Below are 17,672 nucleotides of genomic sequence, written 5' to 3' on the forward strand. Positions count from 1 at the left end.
TCAGCCGCGCAGTTCGCGACGCAGCACCTTGCCCACCGCCGTCTTGGGCAGGGGTTCGCTGCGGAACTCGACGATGCGCGGCACCTTGTAGCCGGTCAGTTGCGCGCGGCTGTGAGCGATCAGCATCTCGGTCGTCAGCTCAGGCGATCGCGGCACCACGACGATCTTGATCCGCTCGCCCTGCGCCGCATCCGGCACGCCGACGGCGGCGACCTCCTCGACCAAAGGATGGCTGGCGATCACATCCTCGATCTCGCCCGGATAGACGTTGAAGCCGGACACCAGGATCATGTCCTTGATCCGATCCACCAGGCGTACCCGCCCATCGGCCTGCATCACCCCGACGTCGCCGGTCGCCAGCCAACCGTCGTCCGACAGCACCCTGGCCGTCTCGTCAGGCCGTTTCCAATAGCCCAGCATCACCTGGGGGCCGCGCACATGCAGTTCGCCCTCTTCGCCGATCCCGGCCCAGCTCCCGTCCTCGCGACGCATGCGAACCTCGGTCGAGGGCACCGGCAGGCCGACCGTTCCGTCGAAGCCCATGTCCTGCGGGTGCTCCAGATCGACGCGCCCGATACAGACCACCGGCGATGTCTCCGTCAGGCCATAGCCGTCGATCAGCGGCGCGCCCGTCACCGCCTGCCATTCCTCCGCGACGACCCTCTGCGTCGCCATGCCTCCAGCGATGGTCAGCTTCAGATCCGAGAAATCGCGCTCTCGAAACGCCCGGCTCTTCATCAGGCTTACGAAAAGGGTGTTCAGCCCGGTCATGCCGACGAAACGCTCCTTGCGCAGAATCCATTCCACCCGCTTGGCGTCGCGCGGATTGGCGATCAGGATGTTGCGCCCGCCCGCCCCGGTGAACATCATCAGGTTCGCGGTCAGCGAGAAGATATGGTAAAGCGGCAGCATGGTGACATTGCCCAGAGGCCGTGTCTGATCAATCTGATCCAGCAGCCAGACCCGCCCCTGAATCGTGTTGGCCAGGATGTTGCGATGGGTCAGCATCGCCCCCTTCGCCACGCCTGACGTGCCCCCCGTATATTGCAGGAAGGCGATGTCTTCAGGACTGATCTGCACCGGCTGCAACATCAGTCGCCGGGCCTGGCCCATCACGCGCGTCCACCGATGCGAGCCCGGCAGATGATAGGCCGGAACCATCTTCTGCACGTGACGCATCAGGGCGCTGACGGCGACGCCCTTCAGTCCGCCCATCATGTCGCCCATGGCGGTGACGACGACGTGCCGAAGATCGGTTCCTTCGCGCGCCTGCTCCACCGTGGCGGCGAACATGTCCATGACCACCAGGACGACCGCCCCGCTGTCCTTCAACTGATGGTTCAGTTCACGTGAGGTGTAGAGCGGATTGACATTGACCACGATCCCGCCCGCGAACAACACGCCGAACAGGGCCGCCGGATACTGCAGGCAGTTCGGCATCATCAGCGCCACCCGCTCGCCCGGCTGCACGCCGATCGACTGCAGCCAGGCGCCGAAGCTCTTGGCCGCCTTCAGCATATCGCCATAGGTCACCGCCGAGCCCAGACTGACGAAGCCGGGACGGTCGGCGAACTTCAACGCATCCGCCTCGAATAACTGGGGGACCGAGGCCCAGCGCGCCAACTCATCCTCGATGCAGACGGGCACGCCCTTGCGATAGGACTTGGTCCAGAAACGCTCGGCCCACAGCTGGTCCATGTCCGCAGCGTGATCCGTCACAGCGCTCATTTCTCGACCACTGCGACAACGCCCTGCCCGCCCGCCGCGCAGATGGAGATAAGCCCGCGCCCGCCGCCATTGCGGTCGATCATGGCGGCCAGATTGGCCAGGATGCGCCCGCCGGTCGCCGCGAACGGGTGCCCCGCCGCCAGCGAGCCGCCGTTGACGTTCAGCCTGGCACGGTCGATCGAACCCGGCGCGGCATCCAGCCCCAGCCTTGTGCGAGCGTAGTCCTCATCCTCCCAGGCCCTGAGCGTGCACAGCACCTGAGCGGCGAAGGCCTCGTGAATCTCATAGAAATCGAAATCCTGGAGCGTCAGGCTCAGCCGATCCAACATGCGCGGAACCGCATAGGCAGGCGCCATCAACAGCCCTTCGTCCCCCCCGACGAAATCAACCGCCGCCGCCTCGCCGGTCCGCAGATAGGCCTGAATCGGCACCCCCCGCGCCTTGGCCCAGTCCTCGCTCGCCAGCAGCACGGTCGAGGCGCCGTCCGTCAGCGGCGTCGAGTTGGCGGCCGTCAGGGTGCCGTTCTCGCGGTCGAACACCGGCTTCATCGTCGCCAGCTTCGCCGGATCAATATCCGGCCGCAGGTTGTTGTCCCGCCTCAGCCCCCGATAGGGAATGACCATGTCGTCGAACAGACCGGCCTCCCAGGCGGCGGCGGCGTTGCGGTGGCTGGCGACGGCCAGGGCGTCCTGATCCTCACGCGCGATGTTCCAGCGCTTGGCCATCAGTTCGCAGTGTTCCCCCATCGACAGGCCGGTGCGGGGTTCGGCGTTGCGCGGCGGCTCCGGTTTGAACGGAGCGGTCAGGCCTGCGCCCAACAGCGCCTTGATCCGACCGCCGGTCGTCTTCTCACGGTTCGCCGCCAGCAGGGCCTTTCGGAACCGTTCGTTCAGAGCAATGGGCGCGTCCGACGTCGTGTCCACCCCGCCCGCAACCCCGACCTCAATCTGGCCCAGCGCGATCTTGTTGGCGACCAGGATGGCGGCCTCCAGTCCTGTGCCGCAGGCCTGAGACACGTCATAAGCCGGGGTGTCCGCGCTGATGGTGGTGCCCAGCACGCTTTCGCGGGTCAGGGCTATGTCGCGCGACAGCTTCAGCACGGCGCCCGCCGCCACTTCGCCCAGGCGCTGACCGTGCAGGTCGAAACGGTCGGTCAATCCCTGCAGGGCGGCGGTCAGCATGTCCTGGTTGGACGCCTCGGCATAGGCGGTGTTGGACCGCGCAAAGGGAATGCGGACGCCGCCGATAATGGCGACTCGACGCGGCGCAGGTGCGGTCAGCATAGGGCTTCATCCCTGGATGAAAGGGTCAACCGACCCCGCATATGGATGCGCGATCCAACAGCGTCGCGCACTTCAAAATGGCGTTCACGGCCGCATGATCCAGCGTACAACGCCGCCTTTCCGGGCAGGAACAGCGGCGCGCGAAAGGCGACCTCGACCTCGGCGACCGTCAAGGGTTGCGGCGGCGACAGGGCGGCGATGGCTCGCGCCTTGCTCCACATCCCGTGGGCGATCGCGCGGCGAAAACCGAACAGCCGCGCCCCCAACGCCGAGGTGTGGATGGGATTGGCGTCGCCGGAAACACGTGCGTAGCGACGGCCCAGGTCTTCAGAAAGCCTCCATGTCTCGCTTTGCGCGCCCGCTTCGTCGCTCGCCAGAACCGGCGCCGGTTCGCCCGATCCGGGCCGACCGACGCGCATGTAGAGGCTGGAGCCTTCCCACACGGTCTCGCCGTCGCGAACCGCTATCGTCTCCAGAGTGAAGGCCTGTCCCTTGTCGTGGGCTACGAACCGTCCCGCCCGGGTCCTCAACGTCAGCCGGTCGCCAAGGCCCAACCGCGCGTGCTGACGGATATGGTTGTGCAGGTGCACCAGACCGACCGCCGGATAGGGAAAGTCCGCTCCCAACAGAATCCGCATCTGCAGAGGAAAGGCCAGAATGTGGGGCCAGGTGATCGGCACGCCCTGCTCGGGCGCAAAGCCGCACACGCCTGCATAGGCGTCGACCGCCGTCGCCTCCAACACCACCTCACGTTCAAGCACGCGGCGCGGCAGCACCGGGTCAGACGGCGCTTTGCGTATCAGACCATGCAGGGCGCCGCCGACCACCGCCAGCCCTGACAGAGGAGCGTCGAACCGCTGGACCGCGCCGTCCACGATCATGCGCCCAGCAGGCTCTGGCCGCAGACGCGCACCACCTGCCCGTTGACGCCGCCCGATGCAGGATGCGCCAGCCAGGCGATCGTCTCGGCCACATCGACCGGGCTGCCCCCCTGCCCCATGCTGTTCATCCGGCGCCCCGCTTCGCGAATGGCGAAGGGGATGGCCGCGGTCATCCGGGTCTCGATGAAGCCGGGCGCCACGGCGTTGACGGTCAGGCCGCTTGAAGCCGACTGCGATGCTAGGCGACGGACGGCCCCGATCCACGCCGCCTTGGACAGGGCGTAATTGGTCTGCCCCATGTTGCCGGCGACGCCGCTTAATGAGGATACGGCGACGATGCGGCCATTACGGCGCACTCCCCCGCCCTCGATCAGCGCCTGGGTGATCGCCAGCGGCGCCGACAGGTTGACCGCCATGACGCTGTCCCACTCAGCGGGTTCCATGCGGGCTATGGTGCGGTCACGGGTGATCCCGGCATTATGGATCACCACGTCGTAGCCGCCCCGCTTACGCGCATCGGCGAGCAGGGTCGCGGCCGCGTCAGACGCCGTGATGTCCAGCGCCAGGCTGTCGACGCCCAGTTCTTCCGACAGGGCGGAGAGGCCGTCCGCCGCCCCGGCCACATCCAGCGCCGTAACCTGGGCGTCCTCAGCCGCGAACAGGCGAGTGATGGCTTCCCCGATCCCGCGCGAGGCGCCGGTGACCAGCACCTTTCGTCCTGAGTGGCCGGCTCCGGCTTCGGCTGTCTCGACCGGCGCGGCCACCCGGATCGATTGCCCCGAAACATAGGCCGAGCGCGGCGACAACAGAAACGCCAGCGTGCTTTCGGCGGCCGCCTCCGCGCCCGGCGTCACATAGAGCATATGGACGCCGATGTTGCGCCGAACCTCCTTGGCCAGTGAGCGGACGAAGCCCTCAAGCCCGCGCTGCACCGCCTCGCCTTCAGCATCTGCCATCAACTCGGGCGGGGCGCCGATCACAACGATGCGGCCATGTTCGGCTATCGAACGAACAGCCTGATGGAAGAAACCATACAGGTCCTTCGCCGCCTGGACGCGCGCGCAGTTCGAAGCGTCGAACACCAATGCGCCATAGCGCGCATCCGGCGACCATTCGGCATGAAGCCCATGTCCCGACGCCTGCATCAGCCCCGCCAGAACGGCCGCCATGGGGCCGTCGCCGCTGGCCCCCAACAGACACGGGCCGACGATCCCCGCCCCCGCCTCTGCGCGACGTTGCAGCGGCGCCGGGCGCGGCAGGCCCAGGGCTCCCGTCACCCAACCGCCCACGCCCGAGTTGACGAAATTCAGATAGCGATCGCTCATCAGGCCGCCTTCTTTTTCGTCTTGGCGGGCGCCGTGTCTGTCGGCCGTCTCTCCAGACCAGCCGCGATATCGAAGTCCGGCGCGAAGTCGTCCACCTGGATCGCCTGATCGGCATGGGCGGCGAAACGACCGATCAACTCGCGCTCCTGCGTGGTGATCAGGCCCTTGCCTTGCGCTTCCACAGCCCAGTCATCCAGCAGGGTCAGGTTCTGCGGCGCCCTTGCAATCACGCCGCGGCGCACGGCGTCCTTCAGCCGCCGCTCAATGGCCTCGACCTGTGGATAGAGATCAAAGGCGGCGAGCGTCACGGCGATGGGATCGACCTCCACCCGCGCCGTCCACGACCCGGCGATCAGACGGTCGCGCGCCGGGCCGTGGGTCTGAATCAGGGCGGCGACAGCGGCGGCGCAACGGTCGTCCGGTTCGGACGTCTTCAACCCGAACGGCGCCCCGATCAGCTTCAGGAACAGGGCTGCGCCCCGGCTTGGGTGATTGGCCAGCAGGCTGCGCCAGGCAGCGCCGGCTCGCGCCAGAGCGTCCTGCGCCGCCCAATGAACGAAAGGCAGGTCCTCCGCTGGACGGCCTTCATCCTCAAACCGCTTCAGCACGCTGCTGAGAATGAAGAGCTGAGACAGGATGTCGCCCAGACGCCCCGTCAGCGCGCCCTTTCTCTTCAAGGCGCCGCCCACGGTCGCCATCGACAGGTCCGAAGCCAGCGCCAGCAGGGTCGAGAGCCGCGTCGCGGCGCGATAATAGCGCTTCAACTGCGGCGCCGCGTCGCGAGGCGCCCCGATCAGGACGCCGCCCGTCAGGCCAAAGGTCAGCGCTCGCGCCATATTGCGGAACAGAAAACCGACATAGCCGAACAGGGCGGCGTCGAACGGCTTCAGCTCGCCCGCCTCCGCCGTCCGCATCAAGGTCAGGACATAGGGGTGGCAGCGGATCGCCCCCTGACCATAGATGATCAGGGTGCGGGTCATGATGTTGGCGCCCTCTACCGTGATGGCGATCGGCACCTGCTGATAGGCGCGCGCCAGATAGTTGCCGGGGCCCATGCAGACCCCCTTGCCGCCAATCACGTCCATGGCGTCGTTGATGACGGCGCGCGCGCGTTCGGTGACGTGATATTTGGCGATGGCCGAGACCACCGACGGCTTCTCGCCCTGGTCCAGCGCCGCCGCCGCCAGACGCCGGACGGCGTCGGTCGCATACAGATGGCCCGCCATCCGAGCCAAAGCCTCCTGCACGCCCTCAAAGGCGCCGATCGGCTGGTTGAACTGACGTCGGATGGCGACGTAGGCGCCGACCATCCCTACGGCCAGCTTGGACATGCCGACATTGGATGACGGCAGGGAGATAGCCCGGCCCGCCGCCAGACATTCCATCAACATGCGCCAGCCCGCCCCGACCTGAGCGCGTCCGCCGATCACCATCTCCATCGGCACAAAGACGTCGTCGCCCGTCGTCGGCCCGTTCTGGAAGACGGCGTTAAGCGGCCAGTGCCGCCGCCCGATGTTCACGCCGGGATGATCACGCGGGATCAGAACACAGGTGATGCCCGGCTCGGCCTCGTCGCCCAACAGACCGTCAGGATCAACCGCGCGGAACGCCAGACCCAGCACGGTCGCGACCGGCGCCAGCGTAATGTAGCGCTTGCGCCAGCTGATGCGGAAACCCAGCGTCTCTTCGCCGTTCCACATCTGCTTGCAGACCACGCCCGTGTCCGTGATCGCGGCGGCGTCAGATCCCGCATAGGGGTTGGTCAGGGCGAAACAGGGAATCTCCTCCCCCCGCGCCAGACGCGGCAGATAATGGTCTTTCTGTTCTTCCGTGCCGTAGTGCAGCAGCAGTTCGGCCGGTCCCAGGGAGTTTGGCACCATCACCGACACCGCCGCCGCTGAACAGCGGGTCGACAGTTTCTGGATCACCTGACTGTGGGCATAGGCCGAGAAGCCAAGCCCGCCGTATGCCTTGGGCACGATCATGCCCAGAAAGCCCTTGTCCTTGGCGTAGGCCCAGGCTTCAGGCGATAGATCCTGCCAGATCGAAGTGGTCTCCCAATCATTGGCGAGGTCGCACAGGTGCTCGGTTTCAACGTCCAGGAACCGCTGCTCCTCGGCTGTCAACCTGGGTGAAGGCGTCGACAACAGCCGCCGCCAGTCGGGCCTGCCCGCAAAAAGCTCAGCGTCCCACCAGACATTGCCCGCCTCGACCGCCGCCTGTTCCGTGGCGCTCATGCGCGGCATGATCTGTCGAAAAGCGCCCATCGCCGGACGGGACAGCAAGGCCCTTCGCAAGGGTCTGAACATCAGCAGCGCCAGGATCGGAACTGCTACCGCAGCCATGACGCCCGCCGTCGACGGCGAGACGATCCCCAGCTTCCACCCCGCCAGAATCCACAGCCCGGCCAGCAAGGCCCACAACGCCATGCGGGCTTGATGAAAGGTCAGGATGAAACCAGCGCCCAAAGCGGCGCAGATCCATATCAACATGGTCGATCCCCCGCCGTCGCTGGCGCCGCCAGCCCTCCGGCCTATTCAAGCTTCAATCGAAAATCGTCGCCCGCCTCAGCGCAGGCGGGTCCAGGTCTGGGTGCGGCACAAAAGCGGGGCGATGCAGGCCTGAACCGTCAGTCGGTCAGGCTCAGCCAGGGTCAGCCTGCCTGTAGCCGCGCTCTGGCCGCTTTCCGGGTCATACAGAGGGCCGCCGCTCCACGTCTGCGGCCCGCCTGAAAAGTCCTGCAGCACCACCAGTCCCTTGATCGGCCGGTCACGCAGCGCCGATCTGCGGTTCCGCACATCACGCTGATCCGGATTGGCGCGCAGGGCGGCGGCGTCGACCAACCGCCCACACAACCTCGCCCCGCACCGCTCGATCGCGACCACGCCACTCTGCGCCGTCGTACGCCAGCGCCCCACAATGGCGTCGTCGTGCTGCGCCGTTGACGGCCCGGCGGCCAGGCCTAGGCCCGTCGTCAGGGCCAGGCCCGTCGCCCACACCCACGATCGCCGCCTCATCCCTTCCCGCCCAGATAGGCGTTGCGGACCGCCGGAGGCACCCGATCATAAATGGTCGGAGGCGAGATTTTCAGCCGCCGCCGCGCTTCATCCAACGGCTCGGCCAGAAGCCGCTCGTAATCCTCGCCCGGCAGCCAGGCCGCGCGCTGTCCATTGCGCCAGGCCTGAAAGACCGCCCGCCCGCAAGGAAAGCCGGTTCGGGCGCGCATGAACTGCACCGCCACGCCGCCGGCGATCAGGCCAAATCCGGCGCTGCGGGTCTGCGGCAGGGAAAAGGCCACAACGCACGCCTCGCCCAGGGCGTCTGAATGATAGCCGGTCAGCACATGCCAGATGTCATGAACATCGCGCAGACGGCGCGCGTACCACGCGCGCGGATGCGCCGCCTCAATCTCGGTGTCGGCCACCTTGCGGCTATCCTCCGCCAGGCCATAGGCAGTGAAGTTCTGCGGCTCGACAAAGGCACGATAGGCGGCCCCGACGGTGCCCGGCCCAAACCGCCCCAACCAGTCGCGATCCTGGAGGTAATCCGACAACTCCAGACGCTCATAGGCCTGCTGGCCGCCCATCGGCGTGTCCAGCATCCGCCGATAGCCCCAGTCCGGCGAGCGCCCCGACAAGGCGTTCATGATCTCGAACACCTGGCGCGTGTCGTCCTTGTCCGCCACCAGGCCGCGAAACGCCCGGATAGCCCGTACGGGCTGAACACGGCGGCTCGTCACATGCGTCGGCTGGCGAACGCCCCGATCCGCAGCATAAGGCGCCGCGAGCATCGCTGAACCTGTTTGCACTGGCTCACTCCTCTATCGGAGATTAAATGACACTACCTACACTAATGTCATTTACAGCAATGTCAATTGCAAAAGACTATCAAGGCCACGCCAGATCGCCCTAGCCCGGCGCTGGGCGCCGCAACGGAGGGAGACACAGCTATTTTCGAGCGAAAGGCGATGCAGGGTGATGGAGCCCCGACATGCAAGCAATGTCGGCGATATTCTGCTCCATATATCGAGGCGCCAGCGCACAGACAGAGTCGAGACCAACTCCGCACGGTGCCTCAAACAAGAAGTTGGGGCAGTTTCTAAATTAGATAAATCCCCTCGCAGGATTTGATCCTGCGAGGGGCCGCATCATTAGCTGATGGTACGGGCCGGCGTGATTTTTACCGAGCCACCGACAATCGTGCAAGACGGGTCGCCTGCATTTACCGGAGGAAGCGGGTTATTGTTGAAAGTAATAGTAGAAGTCGCGTTGTTCCAGTCCGCGTCAAACGTGCCATAACAGGGCTTGTTTAGAACCGTATTAGCGCCAATCGTAACTCTAACCTTATTAGTTACGCCCGGAATCACGTCAAAAGACCATGCGCCATAGGGCTTAACCAAGCTCAGCGGGCCACAATACAGAATATTTCCAGGAGAAAACGAACCGCTCAGCGTTCCTCCAGAAGAGGTATTGCTGCCAGTTCCAGAAACATTACAGTTTGCAGTAACTGATTGCTGCATCGTTACGTTTCCGGAAAATGTAAACGAACCGGTCGGAGACATCGTCTGCGCACCAGCACCCGAAGCGGCGCCGATAGCGAGAACGGAAGCGATAGTAAAAACAATCTTCTTCATAGTTTTTCCTTCCCTTGTTCCAGAGCTCCCAAAAGAGAGCAATAAATACTAACACCAATGCAAACAAAATCTACAAAATTATCGTACCATCAAAACTTTTTAGAAACTGAAATCGCCATCAACCTCGGATCCAAGGTAAACACGTTTGTGGTTAGTCCAGTATCATCACTGTTTGTAAATGCGTCGGTTATCGGAGTCTTATCGAAGACATTCTTCACGTAGAACTGAACGGAAAGACCACTAACCACGTTTTCGGCAGTTACTGAAATGTTGGTATTATCCCATGACTTCAGCTTGTCATACTCGGTATTATAGATACGGAAATAGCTTTCGCCTTGCCAATAATAGTCTGCACGGAATGTAATATCCCAGCCATTAACAGGAAGCGTATACTGAGTGCCTACATTCGCCGTCCAATTCGGCGAATTCGGCAATTCATTCCCGCTCAGATCTGCGTCAAAGCCGCGACCATAATTGGGAGCCTCCGTAACCCCGTCATAGGTAAAGCCAAAGAAGGCCCACATAGGCAAAATCGTGTCGAATTCGGGATTGAAGCTGCCATAACGGGCCGATCCGGAACACAGCGCCTGAAGCGCCTGCCCGGTCGTAACTCCATCGTAGCCGAAGCTCAGGATCGTCTCGACGTGCTTGGTCGGCGCAATACAGTTGGAGGGCACCTGAACCCAGGGCCGCAACAGGGTCCAGTCGGCATTGCCCTGGGTGCGGTTCATCACGTCGATGGACTTCTCGCCATCAGCAACACGCGTGTTCAGATAGCCGACATTAGCGTCGATACGCCAGGCGGGCGTCGGATAGAAAGCGCCCTCCAATTCAACACCCCATATCCGCGCATCGAAATTCTCATTCAATGAGATCCGATCAACGATTTGGGAGACCTGGTAATCGCTATAATCATAATAGAAGGCCGTCGCATTGAGGCGCATCCGGCCATCCATGAAACTGTTCTTGGTCCCGATTTCAAAGGCATTGATGTATTCAGGAGCGAATTCAGACGCCAGCGGCTGATACTGGATGACTTCTGGATTGATATCAACGCGCGGAGGATTGGTGCCACCGCCCTTATATCCTCGTGAATATGAAGCATAGACCAGCGTATCGTCTGAGAAAGCCACGTTCGGTTTCCAGTCGACGACAAACCGACCCGTCACCGCATCCCAGCTTTGCTTCACATCGGGCAAGGCCGGATAGCCGCGATTGACATAACCGCCGGACGATAAGCCAGGCGTTCCATCCGGTGACGCCCCGAGCAATAACTGGCTGGGATAGGGCGTCGTGGTCTTGCGATCATCCGTATATCGCAGACCTGCAGTAACTCTGACCGTGTCCGCGACGTCCCAATAGGCTTCGCCGAACACCCCTAGCGAGCGCGTACGCACTACATTTCGGCTGCGGAAATAATTATGCCCATCGCCTTCAAGTTCGGAAAGCGGAGAATATTCGACATATACACACTCACGCCACGCAGGAGCGGAGGGGTCTCCACATGGAATGGTGTCCAGGAAACCGGAAGAAAGGTTCTGGTTATAGAAATACTCTCCGATAAAGGAGAATAGGTTATTGAATACGTAGTAATTATCTTCAGATTTGAAATCGAGATAGTTAGCGCCGAGGCTGAAATTAAATCGCCCATCCCACGCCGATTGAAGGCGGAATTCCTGAGTAAACTGCTTATTGTCGGACTGACTGACGTCCACCGACAAAATAGACGACGAGGGGCCCAGTTGCGGATCCGTGTAAATCCCACCTGGCGCAGCAGGGCTTGGCGGAAGCGTTGGACCACCCGGCCACGAACTGCGAGCTGGAGAAGAGTCAACGAAAATGTCATTACTGACATATCTGCTATAATCTTGGGTAGAGTAATAGTCGTCCTTAGCAAAGGCAGTTTGCGAATGGAAAGTCAGCCCATTATTAAATTCATATCGCCAATTCAACTGAACAACATCATTCTCAGCTCTGAATTTTGGATCGTATGCGGTCGATATTTCGCGAAGATCCTTAGACTGCGTCACTCCCGCATATGGGTCAGTCAGGTAGTAGAATGCGTATGCGGGAACAAATTCATCAGGATCATAGCCGTAGTTCATCATCGCGCCCATGAAGACGTGACTGAACGCCCCACCGTTAGGCGTCCCATAGGCTGCGTCGTCGAACAGACTTGACGCCATACACCCCTGGCTCATCCGGTTCCGGGTGAAACTGTCCGTGACCGCGAAGGATCCGACCTGGGTAGGCCCCTCGTCCTTGGTGCACAGTTGCTTGCCCGTACGGGACCTCCGGTCATCTTCACCGAAATGTTCCCAGATCAGATTGGCGCTGAACCGGTCGGTCGGTTCCCAAGCCGCCGACAGACGTGTCGAGTACAGGTCACGATCATTGACGCGCGTTTCGTTAAACGTGTTGTAATCAAACCCCTCACGCTTCGTCAGTGACCCTGCACCTCGTATCCAGAAGGTATCCGTTACAGGAATGTTGACCATCATCTGGCCGCGCATGGAGTTATAATTTCCAGCTTCGGCCTTCATCATCGCGTCGAAGTGGGGGCCAGGCAGATTGGGGATCATGTTGACGACGCCACCCGTGGCGTTGCGCCCATACAAAGTCCCTTGCGGGCCTCGCAGGACCTCCACACGATTAACGTCTAGATATTCCTGCTCGAACAGTCGGTTACGTATCAACGGCGTATTGTTGAAGCTGACAGCCACCGCTGGATCCGATGAAGCTGAAATCGCTTTGGTGCCAACCCCCCGTATGGAAAAGTTATACATACTGAAATTGGACTTGGAAAAACTGACGTTGGGCACAGCCCGCACCAGTTCAGAACCGCCGTCGATCTTCATGGCGTCCAGGGTCTCGGCTGAGAGCGCCGTAACAGCGATCGGGACATCCTGAATGGATTGTTCACGCTTCTGGGCCGTGACGATGATGTCGCCAACCGACGTTGCGTCCTGGGAAGGCGCTGCATCCTGAGCCAGCGCAGGGCCGGCGGCTACAACTAGAGCGAAAGCCGACGCGGTGACAGCCAGACGCGCGCGATTACAGGCCGCTGAAGCCATGAAAACCCTCCCCTGCACGGCCCTGCTCCCCAGCTGGACCGAATGCTTCCTCCCGCCTTTATGTAGAGCTGACGACGAGGCGGATGCGCCGAAAGCCGACGCTATCGATCCATCTATTCATACCCATGTCAACAGCTTATTTACATTGATGTCCGGTAAATTCCCGGCGGGTTTCGTCCTACTGCTCCATAGAACTCGAAAATAGGCGGCGCATCAGACACCCGCGGGCCGGCGTTAACCAACGGTTTCGCGAACCCTACCCTCGGCCTTACGATCATCCGACAGCCGAGAGACCTCGCCAACGGCTTGCGGTTGCTCCGGACGGCCCGTAAGAGACTGCTATCTACATAAATGTCACTTTTATAAGCATCGACTGGAAAAATGGAAAAGCCGCGCCGCCGTCGCCGTTCGCCTGAGGAAGCTCGTCGTGAGGCTCTGGCGTCAGCACGGATTCTCTTGCTTTCGGGGGGGCCGAACGCCGTCACACTGGCCGCCGTTGCAGCTGAAATCGGCGTAACCCATGCAAACCTGATCCACCATTTCGGCTCAGCGGCCGGCCTCCAGTCAGCTCTGATGGGGTCGATGGTGGCTGATCTCAGCGACGCCCTGGACGCCGCCGTCGACCGATTACGCACCGATGAAGGAGCGCCGTTAGAGCTGATCAACGCCGTCTTCGACGCCTTCTCGGCCGGGGGCGCGGGACGCCTGGCGGCTTGGATCGCCTTATCCGGCGACCTGTCGCACCTCGAACCCGTGCGCGAAGCCGTTCAAAGCCTCGTCGTCGCCATCCAGGAGAAGCTGGGCCTGGGCGTAGACCTTCCTGACGAGACTGTTGGCTCGGCTGTCCTCTTCATCGCACTCGGCGCATTTGGCGATGCCCTGATAGGCGCTCCCCTTCGAGGCATGCTTGGTCAATCCGAGGACGCCAGTCGCAGGGTCACGGCCAGTTTGCTGCCGACTTTCCTCGCCATGCGCCCGCGCACCGCCTAGTGCGCGCGCAGCGCCTTTGGGCGTGCTCCCACAAGCGATCGCTTGATCCCGAAGCCGTTCCCCGACTTTGGCGAGCATTCCGCCAAAGGGTCGACGTCACAAAAGCGAGACCCTCCGAAAGACTTCGAAGGGTCTCGTCAGAATCCACTTTTTGTTCAGTGACTATCGGCGCTTTCGGAAGTGACTTCGAAAGGGCGCCATAAGGCGTGAATCACTCCCACTCGATCGTCCCTGGCGGCTTGGAGGTCACGTCGTAGACGACGCGGTTGACGCCGCGGACTTCGTTGATGATGCGCGTGGCGGTCTTGGCCAGCACATCCCACGGGAACTGGTAGAAGTCGGCCGTCATGCCGTCGGTCGAGGTGACCGCGCGCAGGGCCAGCACCTTTTCATAGGTGCGGGCGTCGCCCTGGACGCCGACGGTCTTGACCGGCAGCAGAACGGCGAAGGCCTGCCAGATGTCGTCGTACAGGCCCGCCTTGCGGATCTCATCCAGATAGATGGCGTCCGCGTCCTGCAGCGTAGCGACCGCATCCGGCGTGATCTCGCCGGGGATGCGGATGGCCAGACCCGGTCCGGGGAAGGGGTGGCGGCCGACGAAGGCGTCGGTCAGGCCCAGCTCACGACCTAGCGCGCGGACCTCGTCCTTGAACAGTTCGCGTAAGGGTTCGACCAGCTTCAGCTTCATGAAGTCCGGCAGGCCGCCGACGTTGTGGTGGCTCTTGATCACGTGCGAGGGGCCGCCGGTCGGGGACACGCTCTCGATCACGTCCGGATAGAGGGTGCCCTGGGCCAGGAAGGCGGCGCCTTCGATCTTGTTCGCCTCGCGGTCGAACACCTCGATGAAGACGCGGCCGATGGTCTTGCGCTTGGTTTCCGGGTCCGAAATCCCGGCCAGCTCGCCGAGGAACTCCTTAGACGCGTCAACCTGCACCAGCGGGATGTTGTAGTGCTCGCGGAACAGGGTCGTGACCTGGTCGGCCTCGCCCTTGCGCATCAGGCCGGTGTCGACGAAGACGCAGGTCAGCTGGTCGCCGATGGCCTCGTGGATCAGCACGGCGGCGACCGATGAGTCGACCCCGCCCGACAGGCCGCAGATGACCTTGGCGTCGCCGACCTGTTCACGGATCTTGGCGATCTGCTCGTCGCGATAGGCGGCCATGGTCCAGTCGCCGGTCAGGCCCGCGACGCCATGGGTGAAGTTCTTCAACAGTTGGGCGCCGCGCGGCGTGTGCACCACCTCGGGGTGGAACTGCACGCCGTAGATCTTGCGCGTCTCATCGGCGATGGCGGCGAAGGGCGCGCCTTCCGAGGTGGCGATGACGTGGAAGCCCTCCGGCAGGGCCGTCACGCGGTCGCCGTGGCTCATCCACACCGGCTCGCGACCGCCGACCGAAGCGACGCCCGCGAACAGGGGGCTGTCCTGGGTGATGACGATCTCGGCGCGGCCGAACTCGGCGTGGTGGCCGCTCTCGACCTTGCCGCCCAGCTCGGCGCAGATCAGTTGCTCGCCGTAGCAGATGCCCAGGATCGGCGCGCCATAGTCGAAGACGGCGCGGTCGACGCGCGGGCTGTCGGCGTCAGTCGTCGAGTTGGGGCCGCCCGACAGGATGATGGCCTGCGGCTGCATCGCCGCCAAAGCTTCACCCGCCTTGTTGAACGGATGGATTTCGCAATAGACGCCGGCCTCGCGCAGGCGACGCGCGATCAGCTGCGTCACCTGACTGCCGAAATCGACGATGAGCACCTTCTGGTGTTGGGTCGGCTGGGTCATGAGGTCGAATCCGGGGCGAGCGATTGCGCGAGGGTTTGGCCCTGAAGGGCCGGAATTTCAAGGGCGGAGAGGCCGTGATCCGTCAGCACCGCGATCAGGCTGTCCACGGCCTGGGCCAGGTTCTCGTCCACCAGATGCAGGGTCGAGGTCCAGTCATGCAGGCCCGTCAGCTCGGCCTTGCCGTCCGACACGCCGCGCAGGGCGACGAGAGGCAGGCCGAAGGTCTGGGCCGCGCGGACCAGCGCCCACGTCTCCATGTCCACCATCTCGGCGTCGATGGCGTCATAGGCGGCGCCCGAGACGACGTTGCCGCCGGTCGACAGGCGCGCGCTTGGCACGCCGGGGATGGGGCACGGCAGCGGCAGAACGGCGGGCATGTCGAGCAACGGCGTCACGCCCTTCTCGAACCCCAGGGCGCTGGCGTCCATGTCGCGATAGGCCACGGAAGATGCCTGATAGACCACCGCATGATCCAGCACGCGCGACCCGCACGAGCCCAGCGACAGGATCAGATCCGGCGTCTCTCCCCTCGCCTCCAGCCTCGCCAGAGCCGCCGTCAGCGCCACAGCCCCCTCGACCGGCCCGATGCCGGTCATCAGCGGGTCGATGCGGGCGCGCAGGTGCTCGCCGTATTCCGCAGGCGCCGCCATCACCGGCAGGACCGTGACGGCGCCGTAGCGCTCAAGCCTCATGAAGCGCGCTCGTATAGGGCGATGAAGAAGCCGTCCGTGCCGGTCGCGGCGGGCGACAGGCGCAGCTGGTTTCCTTGCGCCAGCGCAGTCAGGCGTTCGCGCCCCGCCTCGGTCAGGTCCGCGCTATGCGCCGCATCGGCGACAGGGACGGGCTTGAAGTCCGAATGCGCGGCCTCGAAGGCGGCTGCCGTGGCCTCGTTCTCGGCGCCCAGCACCGAGCAGGTGACATAGGCCAGGCGCCCGCCCGGCCGCACCAGCTTGGTCGCCTGCCCCAGAATGCGCAGTTGCAGCGCGTGCAGCCGGGCGACTTCCTCTGCCGTCAGACGCCAGCTGTCCTCCGGCCGACGCCGCCAGGCGCCCGAGCCCGAGCAGGGCGCGTCGACGAACACCACGTCAGCCTGACTGTTCAGGTCCTCGACCCCGCCGCCATTGGTGCCCAGCAGGCGCAGGTCGGCCTCGACGCCCGCGCGGGCCAGTCGCGGCTTCACATTGTCCAGCCGCTTGGCCGAGACGTCGCAGGCGATCAGCGCGCCCTGCCCCTGCATAGCCTGCACCAGACCCAGCGTCTTGCCGCCGCCGCCCGCGCAGTAATCCACCACCGTCGCGCCGGGGAAGGCGCCGGATAGCCAGCCGACAACCTGGCTGGCCTCGTCCTGAATCTCGAAATGACCGTTCTGGAAACCGTCCAGCGGCTGCACGTTCGGCGCGGGCTCCGCGTCCAGACGCAGGCCCCAGCCCGACAGCTCGGTGCGCTGGGGCGACAGACCGGCGTCGCGTAGTTCGGCCTCGACCTCTTCCATCGTGGCGCGCAGACCGTTGACCCGCAGGTCGACCGGGGCGCGACCGCTCAAGGCCTCGACCTCTTCACGCCAGCGGTCGCCGTGAACCGTCTTCAGATCCGCCGTCACGAAGTCCGGCAGGGCGACCTCGGCCAGATCGGCCGCATCCTCGTGCGCCGCGATGCGGCCGCGTTCGTGCTTGGACAGGGGACGCGGGCCATAGCCTTCGCCGTTGTAGAGGCCTTCGATCTCCTCCAGCGTCGCGCCGTCCAGCAGCGACAGGGCGCCGACGATCAGGGCGCGTCCGTCCTGACGCCCGCCCATGAAGGCCGACAGACGGCCCCGCGCGCGCAGCACCTGATACACGCGCTCGGCGATGGCGCGGCGGTCGCCTGAACCGGCATAGCGGTTCTGCTGGCTCCAGGCCTTGAGCACGGCGTCCGCGGGCTGACGGCCCTGCGAAATGCTGTCGATGATGGCGGCGGCGGCGGCCAGACGGGCGGCTGGGGTCAA

Annotated in this window: 13 protein-coding genes; 1 reads left to right on the plus strand and 12 read right to left on the minus strand. The window is 63.7% G+C overall.

Annotated features, from left to right (window positions below; translation table 11 throughout):
- The 9 genes from D1604_RS04105 to D1604_RS04140 all read right to left on the minus strand — a co-directional run bounded on the left by D1604_RS04105 (window position 1) and on the right by D1604_RS04140 (window position 12,924).
- Complete coding sequence (locus tag D1604_RS04105; protein ID WP_199683665.1) at window positions 1-1,728, minus strand: AMP-binding protein; 1,728 nt, start codon at window positions 1,726-1,728, stop codon at window positions 1-3.
- A complete protein-coding gene (locus D1604_RS04110) occupies window positions 1,725-3,011 on the minus strand; it encodes an acetyl-CoA C-acetyltransferase (protein ID WP_119412280.1) in 1,287 nt (428 codons plus the stop codon). The genes D1604_RS04105 and D1604_RS04110 overlap by 4 nt, the downstream gene beginning before the upstream one ends.
- A complete protein-coding gene (locus tag D1604_RS04115; RefSeq protein ID WP_119412281.1) occupies window positions 3,005-3,892 on the minus strand; it encodes a MaoC family dehydratase in 888 nt (295 codons plus the stop codon). The genes D1604_RS04110 and D1604_RS04115 overlap by 7 nt, the downstream gene beginning before the upstream one ends.
- The gene (locus tag D1604_RS04120) at window positions 3,889-5,217 is read right to left on the minus strand and encodes a 3-oxoacyl-ACP reductase (RefSeq protein ID WP_119412282.1); all 1,329 of its coding nucleotides are present in this window, start codon (window positions 5,215-5,217) and stop codon (window positions 3,889-3,891) included. The genes D1604_RS04115 and D1604_RS04120 overlap by 4 nt, the downstream gene beginning before the upstream one ends.
- On the minus strand, window positions 5,217-7,709 hold the full coding sequence (locus D1604_RS04125; RefSeq protein ID WP_119412283.1) for an acyl-CoA dehydrogenase: 2,493 nt from the start codon (window positions 7,707-7,709) through the stop codon (window positions 5,217-5,219). Before D1604_RS04125 ends, D1604_RS04120 begins: the two co-directional genes overlap by 1 nt.
- Before the next feature lie 75 nt (window positions 7,710-7,784).
- Window positions 7,785-8,234 carry a DUF2147 domain-containing protein gene (locus D1604_RS04130; protein ID WP_119412284.1) on the minus strand — a complete coding sequence of 150 codons (450 nt, stop codon included), beginning with the start codon at window positions 8,232-8,234 and terminating at the stop codon, window positions 7,785-7,787.
- The gene (locus tag D1604_RS04135; RefSeq protein ID WP_233551854.1) at window positions 8,231-9,025 is read right to left on the minus strand and encodes a ubiquinone biosynthesis protein COQ4; all 795 of its coding nucleotides are present in this window, start codon (window positions 9,023-9,025) and stop codon (window positions 8,231-8,233) included. The genes D1604_RS04130 and D1604_RS04135 overlap by 4 nt, the downstream gene beginning before the upstream one ends.
- Window positions 9,026-9,367: 342 nt before the next feature.
- Window positions 9,368-9,850 (minus strand): hypothetical protein, encoded by a 483-nt coding sequence (locus D1604_RS15580; protein WP_147399872.1) that lies wholly within the window; start codon window positions 9,848-9,850, stop codon window positions 9,368-9,370.
- 89 nt (window positions 9,851-9,939) lie between these two features.
- Entirely contained in the window at window positions 9,940-12,924 is a 2,985-nt protein-coding gene (locus tag D1604_RS04140) for a TonB-dependent receptor (protein WP_119412449.1), read from the minus strand.
- Window positions 12,925-13,305: 381 nt separating this feature from the next.
- Between D1604_RS04140 and D1604_RS04145 the strand changes: the two genes are divergently transcribed.
- Window positions 13,306-13,914 carry a TetR/AcrR family transcriptional regulator gene (locus tag D1604_RS04145; protein WP_029673426.1) on the plus strand — a complete coding sequence of 203 codons (609 nt, stop codon included), beginning with the start codon at window positions 13,306-13,308 and terminating at the stop codon, window positions 13,912-13,914.
- A gap of 211 nt (window positions 13,915-14,125) precedes the next feature.
- On the opposite strand, the gene guaA is transcribed toward D1604_RS04145, so the two are convergent.
- Genes guaA through D1604_RS04160 form a run of 3 tightly spaced genes read right to left on the minus strand, consistent with a single transcriptional unit; the run spans window position 14,126 to window position 17,672 of the window.
- On the minus strand, window positions 14,126-15,688 hold the full coding sequence (gene guaA / locus D1604_RS04150; RefSeq protein ID WP_119412285.1) for a glutamine-hydrolyzing GMP synthase: 1,563 nt from the start codon (window positions 15,686-15,688) through the stop codon (window positions 14,126-14,128).
- Window positions 15,685-16,380, minus strand: a complete 696-nt coding sequence (locus D1604_RS04155; protein WP_119412286.1) for a 5'-methylthioadenosine/S-adenosylhomocysteine nucleosidase — start codon at window positions 16,378-16,380, stop codon at window positions 15,685-15,687. Before D1604_RS04155 ends, guaA begins: the two co-directional genes overlap by 4 nt.
- A complete protein-coding gene (locus tag D1604_RS04160; protein ID WP_119412287.1) occupies window positions 16,377-17,672 on the minus strand; it encodes an RsmB/NOP family class I SAM-dependent RNA methyltransferase in 1,296 nt (431 codons plus the stop codon). The genes D1604_RS04155 and D1604_RS04160 overlap by 4 nt, the downstream gene beginning before the upstream one ends.

The organism is Brevundimonas sp. LPMIX5 (genome assembly GCF_003576505.1).
GTDB lineage: Bacteria > Pseudomonadota > Alphaproteobacteria > Caulobacterales > Caulobacteraceae > Brevundimonas > Brevundimonas naejangsanensis.

Coding starts and splice junctions, on each gene's coding strand:
- D1604_RS04110 (WP_119412280.1), bottom strand. CDS start 3,011: ATGCTGACCGCACCTGCGCCGCGTCGAGTCGCCATTATCGGCGGCGTC.
- D1604_RS04155 (WP_119412286.1), bottom strand. CDS start 16,380: ATGAGGCTTGAGCGCTACGGCGCCGTCACGGTCCTGCCGGTGATGGCG.
- D1604_RS04120 (WP_119412282.1), bottom strand. CDS start 5,217: ATGAGCGATCGCTATCTGAATTTCGTCAACTCGGGCGTGGGCGGTTGG.
- D1604_RS04105 (WP_199683665.1), bottom strand. CDS start 1,728: ATGAGCGCTGTGACGGATCACGCTGCGGACATGGACCAGCTGTGGGCC.
- D1604_RS04115 (WP_119412281.1), bottom strand. CDS start 3,892: ATGATCGTGGACGGCGCGGTCCAGCGGTTCGACGCTCCTCTGTCAGGG.
- D1604_RS04140 (WP_119412449.1), bottom strand. CDS start 12,924: ATGGCTTCAGCGGCCTGTAATCGCGCGCGTCTGGCTGTCACCGCGTCG.
- D1604_RS15580 (WP_147399872.1), bottom strand. CDS start 9,850: ATGAAGAAGATTGTTTTTACTATCGCTTCCGTTCTCGCTATCGGCGCC.
- guaA (WP_119412285.1), bottom strand. CDS start 15,688: ATGACCCAGCCGACCCAACACCAGAAGGTGCTCATCGTCGATTTCGGC.
- D1604_RS04145 (WP_029673426.1), top strand. CDS start 13,306: ATGGAAAAGCCGCGCCGCCGTCGCCGTTCGCCTGAGGAAGCTCGTCGT.
- D1604_RS04125 (WP_119412283.1), bottom strand. CDS start 7,709: ATGTTGATATGGATCTGCGCCGCTTTGGGCGCTGGTTTCATCCTGACC.
- D1604_RS04130 (WP_119412284.1), bottom strand. CDS start 8,234: ATGAGGCGGCGATCGTGGGTGTGGGCGACGGGCCTGGCCCTGACGACG.